Here is an 18979-nt window from a genome sequence, read left to right on the forward strand (position 1 = left end):
TACAATAAAAAAGCCTCTTTACGAGGCTGATTTGTTTTAAATGACATCGTCACTAGCTTTTAACTTTTCTGTGTTTTCGGCTAATTGCAATTCATCTATTATTTTTTGAATATCACCATTAACAATGTTTGATAAATCGTAAAGCGTAAGACCAATTCGGTGATCTGTTACACGCCCCTGCGGATAGTTGTAGGTTCTAATCTTAGCAGATCGGTCTCCCGAAGTTACCATAGACCCACGTTTAGCAGCATCTTCTTCCTGCTTTTTCGCTAATTCTAAATCGTATAAACGCGAACGTAATACTCGGAAGGCTTTCTCTTTATTTTTATGCTGCGATTTCTGATCCTGACACTGCGCCACTAAACCTGTTGGAATGTGCGTTAAACGCACCGCTGAATACGTCGTGTTTACAGACTGCCCTCCGGGACCTGAAGAACAGAAATAGTCTATACGTACATCTTTTGGATTAATCTCAATATCAAACTCTTCGGCTTCCGGAAATACCATTACCGTAGCGGCACTGGTATGCACACGCCCCTGAGTTTCTGTTTGTGGTACACGCTGTACACGGTGTACTCCGGCTTCAAACTTTAAAGTCCCGTAAACTTCTTCTCCCGAAACTTCAAACTGAATTTCTTTAAAACCGCCGTTTGTACCTTCACTAAAGTCAACTGTACTTACATTCCAGCCTTTACTTTCGCAATATTTGGTATACATTCTAAATAAGTCACCTGCAAAAATACTGGCTTCATCTCCACCAGTTCCCGCACGTAATTCCACAACCGCATTTTTAGAATCTTCAGGATCTTTTGGGATAAGCATAAACTTAATCTCATCTTCCAGTTTCGGAATTTTTGCTTTAGCTTCTTCATATTGCATTCTGGCCATTTCCACCATTTCGGCATCACTTCCATCGGCAATAATTTCCTGAGCTTCGGTTATATTATCGTTAAGTTCTATATACTCCTGACGCTTATCTACAAGAGCTTTAAGATCTTTATATTCTTTATTTAATTGTACATAACGCTTCTGATCGGATATAATATCGGGTTGGATAATTAAATCGCTAACCTCATCGAAACGTTGCTTTACTATTTGTAACTTATCTAACATCTACATTAAAATTGTGGTGCAAAAATACGATAATTTATGAATACGCCACATCAATATTACAGACATAATTTCAGGACCTCTGCAATGTAAAGTGGTCTGTTACTGTTCTTCCTCTAAAAGTAATTCCTTCTCGAAAGGCAATACAGCAAATGCAGTTAAAAGCCCTAAGCCGATAACATAAAAAAATCGGGTTGGATAGTAAAATAAAGGCATTCCTAAATAGTAAGAAATAGCGGCAAATAAATTGGAAACCACCAAAGCGAAAACAAACAACATGCAGTAGGTAGACTGGGTTGAATTATAACGGAAATTATAATTTCCTACAAGAACCAGTAAGCCTAACAAAACAAGGGAATACAGATAATACACATAACGATGTAAATCGTTATTCAAAGTTATAGCCATTAATCCTATAAGCTCGTAAAACATATAAGCGCTTATCGAAACTAATACAACAAAAATGGCAACTATTCTTTTCTTTACACTACTGAGTTTGAATTTAGGAAACAAGTAAAATCCGATTAACAGATATCCTATAGTAGCGGCAACCGAAGTTAAATTATTATAAATCAATTCGTCGTAACGGATTACAAACATATCTGATACAAAAAAGCTTAACAAGGCATAAAACAACAGACGTTTTTTAATTCCACCATAAAAGGAAAATACCAGCAGAAAAATAAAGGATGTTACGCTTCTTGAAACTCTGAATTGTTCGAGCGAATATTGATATACCGTAAATAAATTTACAGCAATCAAAAGTGTTGTAATAAGTAGTAAACTCTTTTTTTTGGTTAACATTTGGGTTGGGGCAACGTTAAACTGTTATAAATTTAACAAATCTTAATTGTATCGACACCAATACCTTACACTTTTTACATAAAAAAAAGGGGGCTATTATAGACGCCCCCTTTCTTCCATTTTATTTTATCCACATTTAGAAGACCCACAATCCTGACATGTTAAACAACCTTCCTGATAAATTAATTTATCTGAATTACAGTTTGAACATGTTCCCTTGGCTTTAGTTCCATCTTCTACATATCGTTTTAATGCGCGTCCTACACCATTTTTCCAGGTATTGATAGATTCGCTGTCTAATTGTAAACTGTTAATTAAATCTACAATTTTATCTATAGGCATACCATGACGTAAAGTACTTGATATTAATTTAGCATAGTTCCAGAATTCCGGATCGAATTTATGAGACAGTCCTTCGATAGTCGTTTTATATCCTCTTTTATTCTCGTACTGGAAATCGTAACGCGTACTACCGTCTTCGTTTTTATTCTTAATGATAAATCCGTTGGTAACCCATCTTGGAATTAAAATACCATCCTCGTCATCCGACAGTCCGGTAAAAATCTCGTAAGGCTTACCATCGATTAAACCAATAAAGGCAATCCATTTTTCTTTGTTATTCTGGAAACGCACTACATCGGCATCTAAAGTTTCAGGACGTTTCGTCGGGAAAGTGGTCAACATTTCATGTTGCTCTTCTTCCTTTTTCTCGTCGTTAGAGATTAAAACTCCGGAACGCGAACCGTCGCGATACACAGTCACTCCCTTACAACCTACTTCCCAGGCTTTTAAATACAATTCTCCAACTAAGTCTTCGTTTACATCGGCCGGTAAGTTAATAGTAACACTAATAGAGTGATCTACCCATTTTTGTACAGCACCCTGCATAGTTACTTTACTTAACCAGTCTACATCGTTCGACGTCGCTTTGTAATACGGCGATTGTTTAATTAAATCGTCTATTTCTGCCTGCGAGTAATTTTTGGTTATATCCAGACCATTAACTTCCATCCATTGTTTAAAACGGTGGTGGAATACCACATACTCTTCCCAAGAATCTCCAACCTCATCTACAAAATCAACACGAACATTCTTATCGTTAGGGTTTACTTTACGTCTGCGTTTATATACCGGCATAAACACTGGTTCTATACCAGAACTGGTTTGCGTCATTAAACTGGTGGTTCCTGTAGGCGCAATAGTTAACAAAGCAATGTTACGTCGTCCGTATTCCAGCATGTCGTAATACAACTTGCTATCAGCTTCTTTTAAACGGTTAATAAACGGGTTGTTTTTTTCGCGCTCTGCATCGAACACACCAAAAGCTCCACGGTCTTTAGCTGTATACACAGAAGCGCGATACGCTTCGATAGCTAATTTTTTATGAACCTCAACAGAAAAAGCATTTCCCTCTTCACTTCCGTACTGAATACCTAAAGCTGCAAGCATATCTCCTTCTGCCGTAATACCAATACCTGTACGTCTACCTTCCTGTGCTTTACGTTGAATGTTTAACCATAAATTACGTTCTGTAGCTTTTACTTCATCTAATTCCGGATCAGCATCTATTTTAGCAAGAATACCATCAATTTTCTCTAATTCAAGATCGATAATATCATCCATTATACGCTGTGCAACTGCAACATGTTTTGCAAACAACTCAAAATTAAAGCTCGCTTTATCTGTAAATGGTTCTTCGACATAAGAAAACAAGTTCATAGCCAATAAACGACAAGAATCGTACGGACATAAAGGAATTTCTCCACAAGGGTTCGTAGATACCGTTTTATAACCTAGGTCGGCGTAACAATCTGGCACAGACTCATTAATTATCGTGTCCCAGAATAAAATACCTGGTTCTGCTGATTTCCAGGCATTGTGTACTATCTTTTTCCAAACACCATTAGCATCTATAGTTCTTGTAAACTTAGGCTCTTTGCTGAAAATAGGGTATTTCTGAACGTATTCTGACCCTGATTTTACCGCCTTCATAAACTCATCATCGATACGTACAGATACGTTAGCTCCTGTAACCTTACCCTGCTCTAATTTAGCATCGATAAAATCTAAAGAATCCGGATGATTGATAGAAACCGATAACATTAATGCACCACGACGACCATCCTGCGCAACTTCACGTGTAGAATTAGAATAACGCTCCATGAAAGGCACTATCCCCGTTGAAGTTAAAGCCGAATTTTTTACAGGCGACCCCTTAGGTCTTATATGCGATAAATCATGTCCAACACCTCCACGACGTTTCATCAGCTGCACCTGCTCCTGATCGATCTTCATTATACCCCCATAAGAATCAGACTCACCATTATTACCAATAACAAAACAATTAGAAAGTGACGCAATCTGGAATGGGTTACCTATACCGGCCATAGGACTTCCCTGAGGCACGATATATTTAAAGTCTTTAATTAAGTCGAAAATCTCCTGCTCCGATAACGGATTTGGATATCTTGCTTCAATTCTTGCTATTTCTTTTGCAATTCTTACATGCATATCGTCTGGCGATTGCTCGTAAATATTCCCGTCGGAATCTTTCAAAGCGTATTTATTTAACCAAACTCTTGCGGCTAAATCATCTCCTTTAAAATAATTTAAAGAGGCTTCAAAAGCTTCGTCTTGCGTGTAAGTTTTTCGAGGGATTTCTAAGGCGTCTACTTTCATGGAGTTGCTGTTTTTTTGTTGTTACTAGATTAGTTTGAAGACAACAAATATACATAAGAAGCAACAAGAAACAAGCTATGCAAAATCAAAAAGTTTTCAACAAAAACAGTTAATTTATTGATTTTTAGATATTTAAAAATTTATCAACACAAAAAAGTTGACAAATTATTTAAGTTTATTTAATATTGATTTTTAGAAATCTACTACCACTCCAATACCTAACAGTTGGCGCCACTGCACTTTAGCTCCACGTTGCTCGTATTCGTCTTCCTCTTCATTTATCACGACCTGATTTTTAACATCATTATCGTATTTAAGGTGAGATCCTAATGATGCCTTTACAAAGTTATTCACTTTAAAATCGAAATAGATTTCCCAATCCACATCTATATTTCCAAAGCTGTTTAAATAATCGGTATATAAACTGGCTGTACTTTTTACTTTAATATTTTTAAGCACTTCCATTTCGTAAGAATTGGTTATCAGTATCCCTAATTCTTCCCGCACATTATCACCTTTTTTAATTAAATTACCATCTGCGTCGTAAACAGCCGGTGTAACCCCAAATGCTCCGGCATTAGCCAGTGTTTCATCCAGAACAAAAGTAGCTTTATACGTTAATGGAGAAAAATAGAACGACAATTCCTTAATATTTTTTCCATATTCCATTCCACCCCCGAAGAACATATATCCCGGAGCCAAGAATTTAGAAATAGGTTTAGAAGTATCCGGATAGCTATATCCATTTGCAAATTGTGTTTTAAAATTGAAACGCGCCGAATAGTACCATTTTGACGATTCCGATTTTTTATAGCCCAGTGTTGAATTCACTTCAAACAAATCATCGGTTTTCTTTAGCGGCTGACTTTCCTGCTGGTTTATACCATATCTTGTATTTAAGGTATTGTTCCAGATAAAATCTTTATAGGTATAAGACAACGAAGATGCGAGATTTAGAATGGCTGAAATGGAATTACTACCCCCTGAACTCCAGTTTACGAAAGACACTTCATTTAAGTCTAAACCTGCTTTATTCTTTTGTTCCCAAACCGGTACTATTTCCTTTTCAGGCTTTGCTTTCTTTTGAATATATAAAGAATCGGGTTGTGCAAAAACACCATGCACGACTAGACAAAAAAGAATACTCAGGTAAAACTTCATGCTAATTACTCGTAATTAAACTCCCCGAACTCACTTTTAATGGTCAGGCTTTTGGTTTCGGCAGCTTCTACCCTTCCTACGATTTTGGCATCAACATTAAATGATTTGGATATAGCAATAATATCTTCGGCCACTTCGGGCTTTACATACAGCTCCATACGATGTCCGCAATTAAACACCTGATACATTTCTCTCCACTCGGTTTTAGACTGCTCTTGAATAAGTTTGAATAACGGCGGAATCGGGAATAAATTATCTTTAATGATATGAAATTGATCTACGAAATGTAAAATTTTGGTTTGAGCTCCACCTGAACAATGGACCATACCATGCACATCGGCCTTATTGTATTTTGATAAAATCGCTTTAATAATCGGCGCATAAGTACGCGTTGGAGACAAAACCAGTTTCCCTGCATCTATAGGCGAATCTTCTACGGCATCGGTAAGTTTCATTCCCCCTGAATACACAAGATCCTTTGGTACAGCGGCATCAAAACTTTCAGGGAATTTTTCCGCTAAATAATTATGAAACACATCATGTCGCGCTGAAGTTAAACCATTACTTCCCATACCGCCATTATAAGACTTCTCGTAAGTAGCCTGACCAAAAGATTCCAGTCCAACAATTACATCTCCAGCCTGAATATTGGCATTATCTATAACATCCTCACGTTTCATTCTGGCAGTAACTGTAGAGTCTACAATAATAGTTCGCACCAGATCTCCCACATCTGCTGTTTCGCCTCCCGTAGAATGAATGGTAACCCCAAATTGCTTTAACTCTTCAATTAATTCTTCAGTACCATTAATAATAGCCGAAAGCACTTCTCCTGGAATAAGATTTTTATTTCTCCCGATAGTTGACGACAACATTATATTATCGGTAGCTCCAACACACAATAAATCATCTATATTCATTATTAAGGCATCCTGAGCAATACCTTTCCAAACAGACAAATCTCCGGTTTCTTTCCAATACATATAAGCCAGAGCACTTTTTGTTCCCGCGCCATCGGCATGCATTATTAAACAGTAAGCGTCATCCTGAGACAAATAATCCGGTACTATTTTACAAAATGCTTTAGGGAACAAGCCTTTATCTATATTTTTAATAGCATTATGAACATCTGACTTTGAGGCTGAAACACCTCTTTGTGCGTAGCGCTTACTAACTTCTTGACTCATCTGAATGTAATATAATTTTGATTTGCAAAAGTAAGCAATGTAATTCAGTTTTCTGAGATATTTTGGACTAAAATCACAAACAAATACACCTCCAAGATTCTATTACTTAAAATAAAATCCTGAAGATATATTAATAGTGTTCCCCACCCTTACACAAGGGCGTTCGTCTTTAATTTAATACTTTCTAGGGAGAATTTTGAACAAGCACCGTTGGCTCATTAACAGACCCGTTTTCTGCAGTTCCTTCGGACGAATCAGATTTCGCCTGAGAAAACAGAAAGGTAGCAATTAAGAGCAACAGCACACTTACAATGAGCCGTTTCATAATTAAATTGTATAGATTAATAGCGTTATAAATATATCAAAAAAAATGTTAACTACGTAAGCATCAAACTCATAAAAATCACAAACACTAACAGTTTTCGACAAGTCACCTTTTATGCAGATTAAGTGTATTTTTCCTTTTCTAACCACCCTGTTTTATGTAAGATTTTTCATCAAAAAAAATCTTACAGGCTACCGCGTAAATTTGCAATACTAATTCTTATGTCAACGTTTCCTAAATAAAAAAGCAAGAGCCGGGAATTTCCCGGCTCTTGCTTTTACTATATTATTATAGACGCTGTTTTATTTAGTAAACAGCAACTCGCGATACTTAGTTAAAGGCCACAACTCATCATCTACCAAAAGTTCCAGCTTATCGCAGTGATACCTTATATCATCAAAAAACGGCTTTACCTTATTACAGTAACCCAATGCTTTTTTCTCTAAATCAGATTCACGATTAACCGCTTTTCTGGTTTCAATCATTTTTGTCACATTAGAATTTATCCCTTCAATACGCTGTGAGATTTCCTCGATTATAGCCAACTGTTCTTTACCTACAGTTTTAAAATTTGCTCCAAACACCTCTTTTAATCCTTTTACATTCTCAATAAGAATGTTCTGATATTTTACAGCCGTAGGAACCACATGATTTCTGGCAATATCACCTAAAACCCGGGCTTCAATCTGAATGCGGTGCACGTAATCTTCCATTTCGATCTCGTAACGCGCTACAGCTTCTTTGGTATTCATAACGCCTAAATCTTCAAACAATTTTAAATTAGATTTAGACACACGCACCTTTAAAGCCTCCGGAGTAGTTTTATTATTGCTTAAACCACGCTTTTTTGCTTCCTTCTCCCAATCTTCACTATATCCGTTACCTTCAAAAAGGATACTTTTAGACTTCTTAATATAGTCGCGCAACACATTAAAAATGGCATCATCTTTTTTCATGTCTTTTTTATCTATAAGCGCATCAACCTCATCTTTAAAATCTATAAGTTGTTTGGCTAATATGGTATTTAGAACCGTCATAGGGTTAGCACAATTAGCTTTAGATCCTACGGCTCTGAATTCGAATTTATTCCCCGTGAATGCAAATGGAGAAGTTCTGTTTCTATCGGTATTATCCAAAAGGATTTCAGGAATTTTACCAACAACATTAAGCTTAAGTTCTGTTTTTTCTTCAGGAGACAATTTACCACTGGTTACATTTTGAAGTTCCTCTAAAACAGAGCTTAACTGCTGCCCAATAAACACCGAAATTATGGCTGGTGGCGCTTCGTTAGCCCCGAGCCTGTGATCGTTACTTGCCGATGCTATCGCTGCTCTTAATAACTCCTCATGCTCCTTAACAGCTTTAATAGTATTTATAAAAAAGGTAAGAAACTGCAGATTGCTCATTGGTGTTTTACCCGGCCCTAAAAGATTCACTCCAGTATCGGTACTCAAGCTCCAGTTATTATGTTTCCCTGAACCATTTACTCCTGCAAAAGGCTTTTCATGAAACAGCACCTTAAAATTATGCCGTTCAGCTATTTTTTCCATCAGGTCCATTAATAAGGAGTTGTGGTCTACAGCTAAATTAGCCTCCTCAAAAATAGGCGCCAGTTCAAATTGATTTGGAGCCACCTCATTATGACGTGTTTTTACCGGAATCCCCAATAACATACATTCATGCTCCAGATCTCTCATAAAAGACATTGCGCGATTAGGAATCGTTCCGAAATAATGATCGTCAAGCTGCTGTCCCTTTGCCGGAGAATGACCTAACATAGTACGCCCGGTTAAAACAATGTCCGGACGCGAAGCCACCAAGGCTTTATCGATTAAAAAATACTCTTGTTCCCACCCCAGGGAAGCATTAACTTTTTTTACATTTTTATCGAAATATTTACACACGGCCACCGCTGCTGTATCTACTGCCTGTAAAGCCCTTAATAAAGGCGTTTTATAATCTAATGCCTCTCCTGTGTAAGACACAAACACGGTAGGAATACATAATGTAGTACCATATATAAATGCTGGCGAAGTCGGGTCCCACGCCGTATACCCACGCGCCTCGAACGTATTACGGATTCCCCCGTTCGGAAAACTGGAAGCATCCGGTTCCTGTTGCACCAAAGCGCCACCTTCAAATTTCTCTATAGCCATACCATCGCCTAAAGTCTCAAAAAAAGCATCATGCTTTTCTGCTGTCGCTCCTGTTAAAGGCTGAAACCAGTGTGTATAATGCGTCGCCCCTTTAGAAATAGCCCATTCTTTCATGGCATTTGAAATATGATCGGCCACCAAACGATCGATTTTCGATCCTTTATTAATAGCGTCCATCACTTCATTATACGCAGACTTTGTTAGGTATTGCCTCATGTTATTTTCGTTAAAAACATGAGCCCCAAATATAGAAGACCGCCTCTCTTTTTCTTCAATAAACACAGGAACTCTGTTCAATGTTTGCTTCAGGGCATGAAATCTTAGTATAGCCATATTTAAATTTATTTTTCTTAAATTTATTTGCAAATATATAAATCGAATCCCGTAGTTCTTACACAAAAAACAAATACCCCTAAAAAATCGGGGGGTCGACTAATAATTTCACAAAAATAAGGAATCACCCCTACTATTATTTATGGTTACTCAAAAATTACTTTATATTTGCTTCCGACATTAATAACTATTATTTAACACAATATTATGAGTAAATCAAAACTTGAGTACATTTGGCTAGATGGATACTACCCTACTCAAAACATGAGAAGTAAAACCAAAGTTGAAGATGATTTTAGTGGAAAATTAGAGGACTGTCCAGTTTGGTCTTTCGACGGAAGTTCGACTAAGCAAGCTGAAGGTGGATCTTCTGACTGTTTATTAAAGCCTGTAGCAATCTATCCAGATCCTGCTAGAAAAGATGGTTATTTAGTAATGACAGAAGTTTTAAATCCTGATGGTACTCCTCACGTTTCTAACGGTAGAGCAACTATTGATGACGAAGATGATGACTTCTGGTTTGGTTTTGAGCAAGAGTATTTCATCATGGATACTAAAACACAATTACCTTTAGGATTCCCTGTTGGTGGTTACCCAAAACCTCAAGGTATGTACTACTGTTCTGTTGGTGGTTTAAACACTCACGGTAGATCATTAGTTGAAGAGCATGCTGACTTATGTATTGCTGCTGGATTAAACTTTGAAGGTATTAACCAGGAAGTTGCTTGTGGACAATGGGAATTCCAATTATTTGCTAAAGGTGCAAAACAAGCCGGTGACGAAATCTGGGTTGCCAGATATTTACTAGACCGCTTAACTGAAAAATACGGATATTATATTGAGTACCATCCAAAACCATTAGGAAAAGATATGGATTGGAATGGATCTGGTATGCACGCTAACTTCTCTAACTCTGTATTACGTACTTGTGGAGATAAAGCGACTTACGAAAAAATCTGTGAAGCTTTCCGTCCGGTAGTTAAAGAACACATTGCTGTATACGGTGAGTTTAACGATCAACGTTTAACTGGATTACACGAAACTGCTTCTATCAACGATTTCTCTTACGGTGTATCTGACCGTGGAGCTTCAATCCGTATTCCAATTGCAACTGTAGAAAGAGGATACAAAGGATGGTTAGAAGACAGACGTCCTGCTTCTAACGGAGACCCTTATAAAATTGCTGCCAGAATTATCAAAACTGTTAAGTCTGCAAAAATTTAATTATCTTATTATTCCAGATATCACAAAAAAGCCTGAAATTAATTTCAGGCTTTTTTATGGCTTTTATTTATACAGAAAGAAATTCTGAACCGACCGACTAAAACGTTTAGACCCTATTTATATAAAAGTGGTATAAACAAATACGAGATAGGCGATAAAAATAACAGCCCCTTTTACGCGGTTTAATTCAAATCGTTTTGGAATAAATACTAAGGGAATCAGAATCGCTGCAAAGCCAATCATCCAGAATGCATCTGTAGTTAAAATCTCCTTGCTTTTTACTGCTATGGGCTGAATCATTGCTGTTAAGCCTAAAACCGAAGATATATTAAAGATATTAGAGCCAATTAAATTCCCAAGAGAAATGGCCTTTTCCTGTTTCAGCGCTGCGATTACAGAAGCAGCAAGTTCCGGAATACTAGTACCTATCGCTACCATGGTCACGGAAATTACACGCTCACTAACCCCTAGAGACACCGCCATTTCTTTCGCTCCGAAAACCAGCCACTCACTTCCAAAATAAAGCGCTGCCGCCCCGATAAGCAACCAGAAAGACACTCTAAAATTTGTAGTCCCTTGCAAATTATCATCCACATCATCAACCGAAGACAAATCTTCTTTGGCTGCACCTTTAATTAAAAGAAACAAAAAGATAATCAGCGACACAAACAATACCAGACCTTCAGCAAAAGACAACTCATTTCCGCTTTTCAAAAAGAAATAGAGCACCACTGACAGTAACATCATAACCGGCCAGTTTAATTTATAAAAGCCTTTATCTACCACCAAAGGAGAAATCATAGCCGTAACGCCTAACACCAGACCTATATTTGCAATATTGGAACCGATGACATTTCCCAAAGCAATATCGGAAGAACCTTCAAGAGCGGCCTGTAAGCTTACCAGAAGTTCCGGAGCCGAAGTCGCAAACGAAACCACAGTCATTCCAATTACCAGTTTGGAAATATTCAATTTAAAGGACAATGCCACAGAGGACCGAACCAAAAACTCACCCCCAACTACTAATAACATTAATCCCAACATCACCCAAAGTAAACTCATAGCTATTTAATTTTATGCGAATATACTTAAGAAAAAACAATTCTATATACCGATTCCTGCTTCTGTACCTAATTTAAAAAACTAAAATTTTAGTTAAATAACTACAAATATAGTTTGTCAACTAAAAAATTAGTTATATTTGAATCATGACAAATAAATCTTAAGCGGTTATGCAAAAACTCACCAATAAAGAAGAAGAAATCATGCACATTTTATGGAAGCTTGAAAAAGCTTTCGTTAAAGATGTTCTTCAGGAAATTAAGGAAGACAAACCTCATTACAATACCTTATCCACCATCATTAGAAATTTAGAAGAGAAAGGTTATGTGGGGTATACCGCTTTTGGAAAAACCCACCAATACTACCCTATTGTTACAAAAGAAGCCTACAGAAAAGGATTTATGAATACAGCTATCGAGCATTTTTTCAACAATTCTTACAAAAATGTAGTGTCCTTTTTTGCGAAAGAAGAAAAAATTAGCGTGGAAGAATTAAAGGATATTATAAACATTATAGAACAAAACAAATAATATGGACTATCTATTAAAAGGCAGCGGCCTTATTGCACTCTTTTATCTGTTTTATATGTTATGGCTTCAAAAAGAGACCTTTTTTAATGCCAACCGCTGGTTTTTGCTTTCTGGTTTAGCCTTATCCATTGGTATGCCTTTAGTCGTAATTCCAATCTATATCGAAGCCGCTTCTCCAATTTTAAATTTATCGGCTTTTAAAGTAATAGCACAACCTGACAGCAGCTATACATTTTCTGTTATGGAGGTGCTTTTTATAATATACTGTTTAGGTGTTTTGTTTTTTAGCCTTCGTTTTATATTAGAACTAAATGCCTTAAAAAATTTCATCAAGAATCAGGAACTAAATCGACATGGCAGATTTCAAATCGCTAAAACCAAAGAAAACCTAGCGCCGTTTTCTTTCTTTAACTGGATCTTTTATCACCCGAACACCTTTACAAAAGATGAGCTCATTCACATCATAAATCACGAAAAAGTACACGCCCGACAATTGCACTCGATCGATATTTTAGTTGCGAAAATTGCAACTATTGTCTTCTGGTTTAATCCATTTATCTGGTTTTATAAAAAAGCATTAATCCAAAATCTGGAATTTATAGCAGACGGTAATGCGTCGGAGGAAAGTAAATGCACTAAAACCTACCAAAACTTACTTTTAAAAACAAGTCTGCCAGCTCATCAACTGGCATTAACCAATAACTTTTACAATTCATTAATCAAAAAACGAATCATTATGTTACACAAATCAAACTCCAGTACCATTAACCAGTTTAAGTACCTTTTTATCGTTCCGCTACTAGCTGCCTTTTTAATGAGTTTTAATACCAAAACGGTATACAAAACTCCGGCAAACACGCCACACTTTACCTCTGAAAAAATCGGTGAGTTTACAGCGGTTATTACTAAAGACGATACCGATGCGCAACTGGACGCCATTATCAGTTCCTTCCAAAGTCAAAACGTAACTTTAAAGATTAAACACGTAAAAAGAAACTCTAACAACGAAATCACAAAAATTTCCATCGAAGCCAAGTCAGAAACCAGCACTGTTAAATTCAATTCCGATTCAGATAATCCTATTGATCCTATTAAAATTTCTTTTAACAGTAGCACTCAAAATCTTCAGATATTTTCTGCAAAGCAAAACTCAGATATTGTATTCACATCCTCTAAAAATGCCAACATAGTTAATACTGATAGCGACAATGCTTTTGTGATACATACCAGCGATGGTAGTAATAGTTTTGTTATTAAAAAAACGGGAGAAGACGACAAAGACCACAATGTTATGTTTATAAGCGAAGACGGTAAAACCACTCACGTTACCAGTACAACAGACGAGGTTAAATGGGAATACAAAACAGAAGACACTCTATCCAATACCATTAATACTACAGTAGAAAAACACATCTTTCGTGTAAAAAGCGATGACGACAAAACACCGATTTTTATTGTAGATGGCAAACGAATTTCCAAGGCCGAAATGGAAGCCATTGATCCAGATAATATAGAATTTATTAATGTCTATAAAGGAGATAAGGCAACCGAAAAATACGGTGAAGATGCTAAAGATGGTGTAGTGGATATTACACTAAAAAAATAACCCCAAGAAACCAACCAGAAACAAAACAGCCAACAAATGAAAGTTTCCTTTGTTGGCTGTTTTGTTATTTCAATTCGGCTTAATATTTAAGTACCGAGCCTATGCTGTAAGGTTTCAGTTTTTCTCCTCCTTTTAAAAATTCCAGTTCCATAATAAAATTGCATTGCACAATTTCTCCACCAAGACGCTCCACAAGTCGGCAAACGGCTTCGGCAGTTCCTCCGGTTGCCAGTACATCGTCGTGAATTAAAATGCGGTCACCTTTGGTAATGGCATCTTCATGTATTTCCAGTATATCGGTTCCATACTCAAGCGCATAGGTTTCCGACAATGTTTTATACGGTAATTTCCCGGGCTTTCTTACTGGAATAAATCCTGCATTTAATTTCTGAGCCAGTAAGGTTCCAAAGAAAAACCCTCGGGCTTCCATCCCCACCACTTTATCTATTTTAGCGCCGCCTAACTGATAAAGTAAAGCATCCAGGCACATGGTTGTAGCTTTGGCATCGTTTAACAACGGTGTTAAATCTTTAAATACGATTCCTGGTTTTGGAAAATCAAGAATATCTCTAATATACGTTTCTATTGCATCCATATATCAAATATAAAAAAAGGCTTTCAAAATTCAGCAGCAGATTTTTAGCAATGTCCTGATTCTGATAATATATTCCATATTTTTGTGACGCTGAATTTTAATTATGAAAACTTTAAACCTGATATTCCTTTCCATAATCGTCTCTATCGGACTTCAAAGCCGTGCACAACAAACTGATTTTACCCTGAAAGAAGGCGATTTATTATTTCAGGATAGCGATTGCGGTCCCTTTTGCGATGCTATAGAAGCCGTAACCCAAAGTATTAACAATTATAATTTATCGCATGTTGGTTTGGTTATGCAGGATCCTAATGGCGACTTAAAAGTTATGGAAGCAATTTCTGAAGGTGTTGTATTAACTCCTCTAGACTCGTTTTTAAACCGCAGTTTCGACAACAAACACCAACCTAAGGTTATCGTGGGCCGATTAAAACCAAAGTATAAAAACCTTATTCCCGGTGCCATTGCATTTATCCATTCTAAAATGAATGCCGAATACGACGACGTTTTTAATATCGATAACGATAAATATTACTGTTCAGAACTGATTCATCTGGCTTTTAAATCGGCTAACAATAACACGGCTATTTTCGAAGTACAGCCCATGACTTATAAAGAGCCAGGCACCAACACTACGTTTAAAATCTGGCAAAAATATTTTGATGATTTAAAAGCCGACATCCCCGAAGGCAAACCTGGATTGAATCCCGGAGGCATGTCAAAATCATCATTTATAGCTATAGTACATCAATACGGAGCACCCAGCAAACGCCTTTCCGATTAGCTGCCATGAGAGGAAGTAATTGAATAATTTAAAACTAAAAAACAGTCATTATGAAATCAGAAATAGTTCCTTGTTTATGGTTTAACAACACTGCAAAAGCAGCTGTAACATATTATACTTCGATTTTTAACAACTCGGAAATTACTTCTGAAAACGATACAATTATTCAGTTTAAAATTAATGGAAAACGGTTTATGACCTTAAATGGCGGGCCTCATTATACCATAAACGAATCCATTTCGTTCTTTGTGTACTGTGGCTCCGAAGCCGAAATAGAGCGTCTGTTCACAGCCTTAAGTCAGGACGGGACGATTTTAATGCCACTTCAGGAATACCCATGGAGTAAAAAATATGCCTGGGTTAAAGATAAATTCGGGGTGTCCTGGCAGTTGGATGTAGACCCGATTAATTCCAGCCAAACCATAGTTCCGGCCTTATTATTTGCTAATTCCAAATTTAAACAGGTTAAACCGGCGGCCTCGTTTTACCAAAACATATTCCCGAATTCCATGACTTTAATGGAAGTCACTTACGACGAAGTCATTGAAAACATACCCAAAAACACCGTACTTTTTACCCAGTTTAAACTCAATGGTAATATTTTTAATGTTATGAGCAGCCATGAACCACATGCTTTCGATTTTAACGGCGGGATTTCTTTTGTGATGACCTGCGACACTCAGGAAGAGATAGATTTCTACTGGAACCAACTACTTACAGGTGGAGGTCAGGAATTACAATGCGGATGGCTTAAAGATAAATTCGGAATTCACTGGCAAATAGTACCGTCTGTTTTGGCGTCCTTAATGTCTGATCCAGAACGCTCCGGTCGAGTAACTGCAGCCTTTTTAAAAATGAAAAAGTTTGATATCGAAACCTTATTCCAGGCTTAAATACCAAACTTATTCCTTATAAACTTAAAATATAACGGCCTTTATTTTTCCGACTGTAATTTTAAAACGGCCGATTTTAATCCTTTTCCTTTTACTTCCAGAGCGATTTCTCCAACTGTTTTAGTAGACTGTACCAGCACCACAAGTTTTCCGCTAAACAACTTCATTGTCGGTAAATGAAATTGTTCCAGTGAAGTTGCATCCCCGTTACAGGCAGCTCTGTAAACGCCTTTTCCCTTTACTTTAAATTGCAGCTGATTTGTGGCCGTCGGGCACGGAATTCCATTTTTATCCACTACAGAAACCTCAACATATGCCAGATCCTTACCATCGGCTTTTATAATTTTTCTATCAGGATTCAACACCAGCTGATACGGTTTCCCGGCAGTATGAATTTCCTTTGTTTCAGCTTCAGTTCCATTGTCATTAAAAGCAACAACTTTAATTGTTCCCGGCTCGTATTTTACATCCATCCACATTAATCGGTATCGGTTTTGCGGGGTACTGTTATTCTTTTTTTGAATCCCCATACTTTTCCCGTTTACAAACAATTCCGCACTATTATAACTCGTGTAAACAAATACAGGGGTTACTTCACCTTCACGTCCCTCCCAGTTCCAGTGCGGCAAAACATGTAAGGTATTTTCTTTAGTATTCCAGCGACTGCGATATAAATAATAACGATCTTTAGGTAAGCCGGCAAGATCAGAAATTCCGAAATACGAACTTCTGGACGGCCACATATTATCGTAAGGTGTCGGCTCTCCTAAATAATCAAATCCGGTCCATACAAACTCACCGATTACCCAGGGCTTATCATCCTGCAATACAAAATCTTCATCGGGCACATTAGACCAGCTACAGGCTTCCAGATCGTAAGACGAGCTCTGAAAATCGGGATATTGCTTTTCTTTTTCCTGAACCACCGGGAATTTATATATCCCTCTGGAGCTTACCGTAGAAGCTGTTTCTGAACCAAGAATAAAACCCTGTGGAAATTTCTCGTACGCTTCTTCGTATAAATGCACGCGGTAGTTTAAGCCCGGAACATCAAGTAAAGCTCCAAATCCCGACTCCATAACCGCTTTCACCTGATCCATACCAACAGTTACCGGCCGTGTTGGGTCTTCACGATGAAAAATATCCTGTAACCATTTGGCGCGTTTTACACCTTCTGCTCCCCATTGGTCCGGCACTTCATTACCCGAACTCCACATGACAATACAAGGATGGTTTCGCGTGGCATGCACTAAATTTACAATATCCTTTTCGGCATAATCATCAAAAAAACGATGGTATCCGTTCTCTACTTTTGGCTTTTTCCATTCGTCAAAACTTTCTGCTAAAAACAGGAAGCCCATTTCGTCGCATAATTCAAGTTGCTCCAGCGACGGCATATTATGCGAACTTCTAATGGCATTAGCTCCCATATCCTTTAAAATTGTGAGTTGCCGGCGTAAAGCTGATGTATTAATAGCTGTCCCAATTGGTCCTAAATCGTGATGCAAACACACCCCTTTAAATTTTGTGACTTCGCCATTCAAACGGAAACCATGTGCTGCATCGTAATCTATGGTACGAATACCAAAGCGCGTAGTAAGCTCGTCTTTTAAAACATCGTTAACAAACACCTGAGATAATGCGGTGTACAAATACGGATGTTCCGGACTCCATAAATTCGGAACTTCTACTTTAATATTCTGATCGAATTCCTTACCGTATTGCGTTTCCGATACCGATTGTCCCACTTCTTTTTTATCAGCATCGTAAATAGTCGTTTTTAGTACAATCTGCTCTCCGGACACCTTAGTTTTTATATTCACCCGAGCGACTTCTTTAGTGACGTAAGGCGTAGTGACGTAAGTCCCCCATTGATCGATGCTTTCCTGATTTTTAACAATTAGAGACACATTTCGATAAATCCCGGCTCCGGGATACCAGCGCGAGGAAAATTCCGGATTAGACGCCTGAACCGCTAAAGTATTCTCGCCCTGCTTTAAATCATCAGAAATATCGAAATAGAAATAACTGTAGCCGTACTTCCACTCCCCTATTTTCTTGCCGTTTAAATACACCTGCGGCTCACTCATAACGCCTTCGAACAGTAAAATTACCTTTTTACCCGCTTCAAATTGTGGTACTGTAAATGTATTTCTGTACCAGGCCGTCCCTATAAACGGCAAAGCTCCGGTACGCCCCGTTTTTTCGGTGGCTACCTTTTCATTATTCTGTGTAATGGCCACCGTTTGCTTATCGATTTCCTTATCAAACGGACCGTAAATGGCCCAGTCGTGAGGTACAGTTACCTCTTCCCATTGGGCATCGTTAAATGCAATCTGGTACGCCTCATTATTTATTCCTTTTTTAAACTTCCAGCCGTCTTCAAGTGTTATTACCGAACGGGTTTGCGATAGTCCAATAAGAGATACAAAAACCAGGAACATCAAAGTAAAAAACTGCTTCATGAATACTTGTTTTATGAATTGTAAAGATACGCATTACACCACGAAACACCTTAATAAAGATGCCA

At 37.5% G+C, this 18979-nt stretch carries 15 protein-coding genes; 5 read left to right on the forward strand and 10 right to left on the reverse strand.

Translation table 11 applies throughout. The annotated features are described in order from the left end of the window. Window positions 1–36 precede the first annotated feature (36 nt). The 7 genes from prfA to I3217_RS07745 all read right to left on the reverse strand — a co-directional run bounded on the left by prfA (window position 37) and on the right by I3217_RS07745 (window position 9755). Window positions 37–1113 (reverse strand): peptide chain release factor 1, encoded by a 1077-nt coding sequence (prfA, locus tag I3217_RS07715; protein ID WP_435049182.1) that lies wholly within the window; start codon window positions 1111–1113, stop codon window positions 37–39. A 99-nt stretch (window positions 1114–1212) separates the two neighbouring features. Then, on the reverse strand, window positions 1213–1914 hold the full coding sequence (locus tag I3217_RS07720) for a hypothetical protein (protein WP_435049183.1): 702 nt from the start codon (window positions 1912–1914) through the stop codon (window positions 1213–1215). 126 nt (window positions 1915–2040) lie between these two features. Next, window positions 2041–4593, reverse strand: a complete 2553-nt coding sequence (locus I3217_RS07725) for an adenosylcobalamin-dependent ribonucleoside-diphosphate reductase (protein ID WP_435049184.1) — start codon at window positions 4591–4593, stop codon at window positions 2041–2043. A 192-nt stretch (window positions 4594–4785) separates the two neighbouring features. After that, window positions 4786–5754: a DUF3078 domain-containing protein gene (locus tag I3217_RS07730; protein ID WP_435049185.1), complete on the reverse strand. Its 969-nt coding sequence runs from the start codon at window positions 5752–5754 to the stop codon at window positions 4786–4788. Window positions 5755–5759: 5 nt separating this feature from the next. After that, window positions 5760–6941 (reverse strand): AIR synthase related protein, encoded by a 1182-nt coding sequence (locus tag I3217_RS07735; protein ID WP_435049186.1) that lies wholly within the window; start codon window positions 6939–6941, stop codon window positions 5760–5762. Window positions 6942–7125: 184 nt separating this feature from the next. Next, the gene (locus I3217_RS07740; protein ID WP_435049187.1) at window positions 7126–7266 is read right to left on the reverse strand and encodes a hypothetical protein; all 141 of its coding nucleotides are present in this window, start codon (window positions 7264–7266) and stop codon (window positions 7126–7128) included. A 302-nt stretch (window positions 7267–7568) separates the two neighbouring features. Further along, a complete protein-coding gene (locus I3217_RS07745) occupies window positions 7569–9755 on the reverse strand; it encodes a glutamine synthetase III (RefSeq protein WP_435049188.1) in 2187 nt (728 codons plus the stop codon). A 207-nt stretch (window positions 9756–9962) separates the two neighbouring features. Here I3217_RS07745 and I3217_RS07750 point away from each other — a divergent pair, with 207 nt between their 5' ends. Then, window positions 9963–10979 carry a glutamine synthetase beta-grasp domain-containing protein gene (locus tag I3217_RS07750; protein ID WP_435049189.1) on the forward strand — a complete coding sequence of 339 codons (1017 nt, stop codon included), beginning with the start codon at window positions 9963–9965 and terminating at the stop codon, window positions 10977–10979. A 117-nt stretch (window positions 10980–11096) separates the two neighbouring features. Here I3217_RS07750 and I3217_RS07755 read toward each other — a convergent pair whose 3' ends face one another. Then, complete coding sequence (locus tag I3217_RS07755; RefSeq protein WP_435049190.1) at window positions 11097–12041, reverse strand: calcium/sodium antiporter; 945 nt, start codon at window positions 12039–12041, stop codon at window positions 11097–11099. A 170-nt stretch (window positions 12042–12211) separates the two neighbouring features. Here I3217_RS07755 and I3217_RS07760 point away from each other — a divergent pair, with 170 nt between their 5' ends. Beyond that, the gene (locus I3217_RS07760) at window positions 12212–12571 is read left to right on the forward strand and encodes a BlaI/MecI/CopY family transcriptional regulator (protein ID WP_435049191.1); all 360 of its coding nucleotides are present in this window, start codon (window positions 12212–12214) and stop codon (window positions 12569–12571) included. Between the two features lies 1 nt (window position 12572). Next, window positions 12573–14177 carry a M56 family metallopeptidase gene (locus I3217_RS07765; RefSeq protein ID WP_435049192.1) on the forward strand — a complete coding sequence of 535 codons (1605 nt, stop codon included), beginning with the start codon at window positions 12573–12575 and terminating at the stop codon, window positions 14175–14177. Window positions 14178–14256: 79 nt separating this feature from the next. Here the strand turns inward: I3217_RS07765 and I3217_RS07770 are convergent, their stop codons facing one another. After that, window positions 14257–14772 carry an adenine phosphoribosyltransferase gene (locus I3217_RS07770; RefSeq protein ID WP_435049193.1) on the reverse strand — a complete coding sequence of 172 codons (516 nt, stop codon included), beginning with the start codon at window positions 14770–14772 and terminating at the stop codon, window positions 14257–14259. A 103-nt stretch (window positions 14773–14875) separates the two neighbouring features. Here I3217_RS07770 and I3217_RS07775 point away from each other — a divergent pair, with 103 nt between their 5' ends. Next, window positions 14876–15556: a YiiX/YebB-like N1pC/P60 family cysteine hydrolase gene (locus I3217_RS07775; protein WP_435049194.1), complete on the forward strand. Its 681-nt coding sequence runs from the start codon at window positions 14876–14878 to the stop codon at window positions 15554–15556. Window positions 15557–15606: 50 nt separating this feature from the next. Further along, window positions 15607–16449, forward strand: a complete 843-nt coding sequence (locus I3217_RS07780; RefSeq protein WP_435049195.1) for a VOC family protein — start codon at window positions 15607–15609, stop codon at window positions 16447–16449. Between the two features lie 41 nt (window positions 16450–16490). On the opposite strand, the gene I3217_RS07785 is transcribed toward I3217_RS07780, so the two are convergent. Then, window positions 16491–18914 (reverse strand): glycoside hydrolase family 2 TIM barrel-domain containing protein, encoded by a 2424-nt coding sequence (locus tag I3217_RS07785; protein WP_435049196.1) that lies wholly within the window; start codon window positions 18912–18914, stop codon window positions 16491–16493. Window positions 18915–18979: the final 65 nt, after the last annotated feature.

Origin of the sequence: Formosa sp. S-31 (assembly GCF_051172795.1) — a bacterium.
Classification (GTDB): Bacteria; Bacteroidota; Bacteroidia; order Flavobacteriales; family Flavobacteriaceae; genus Formosa.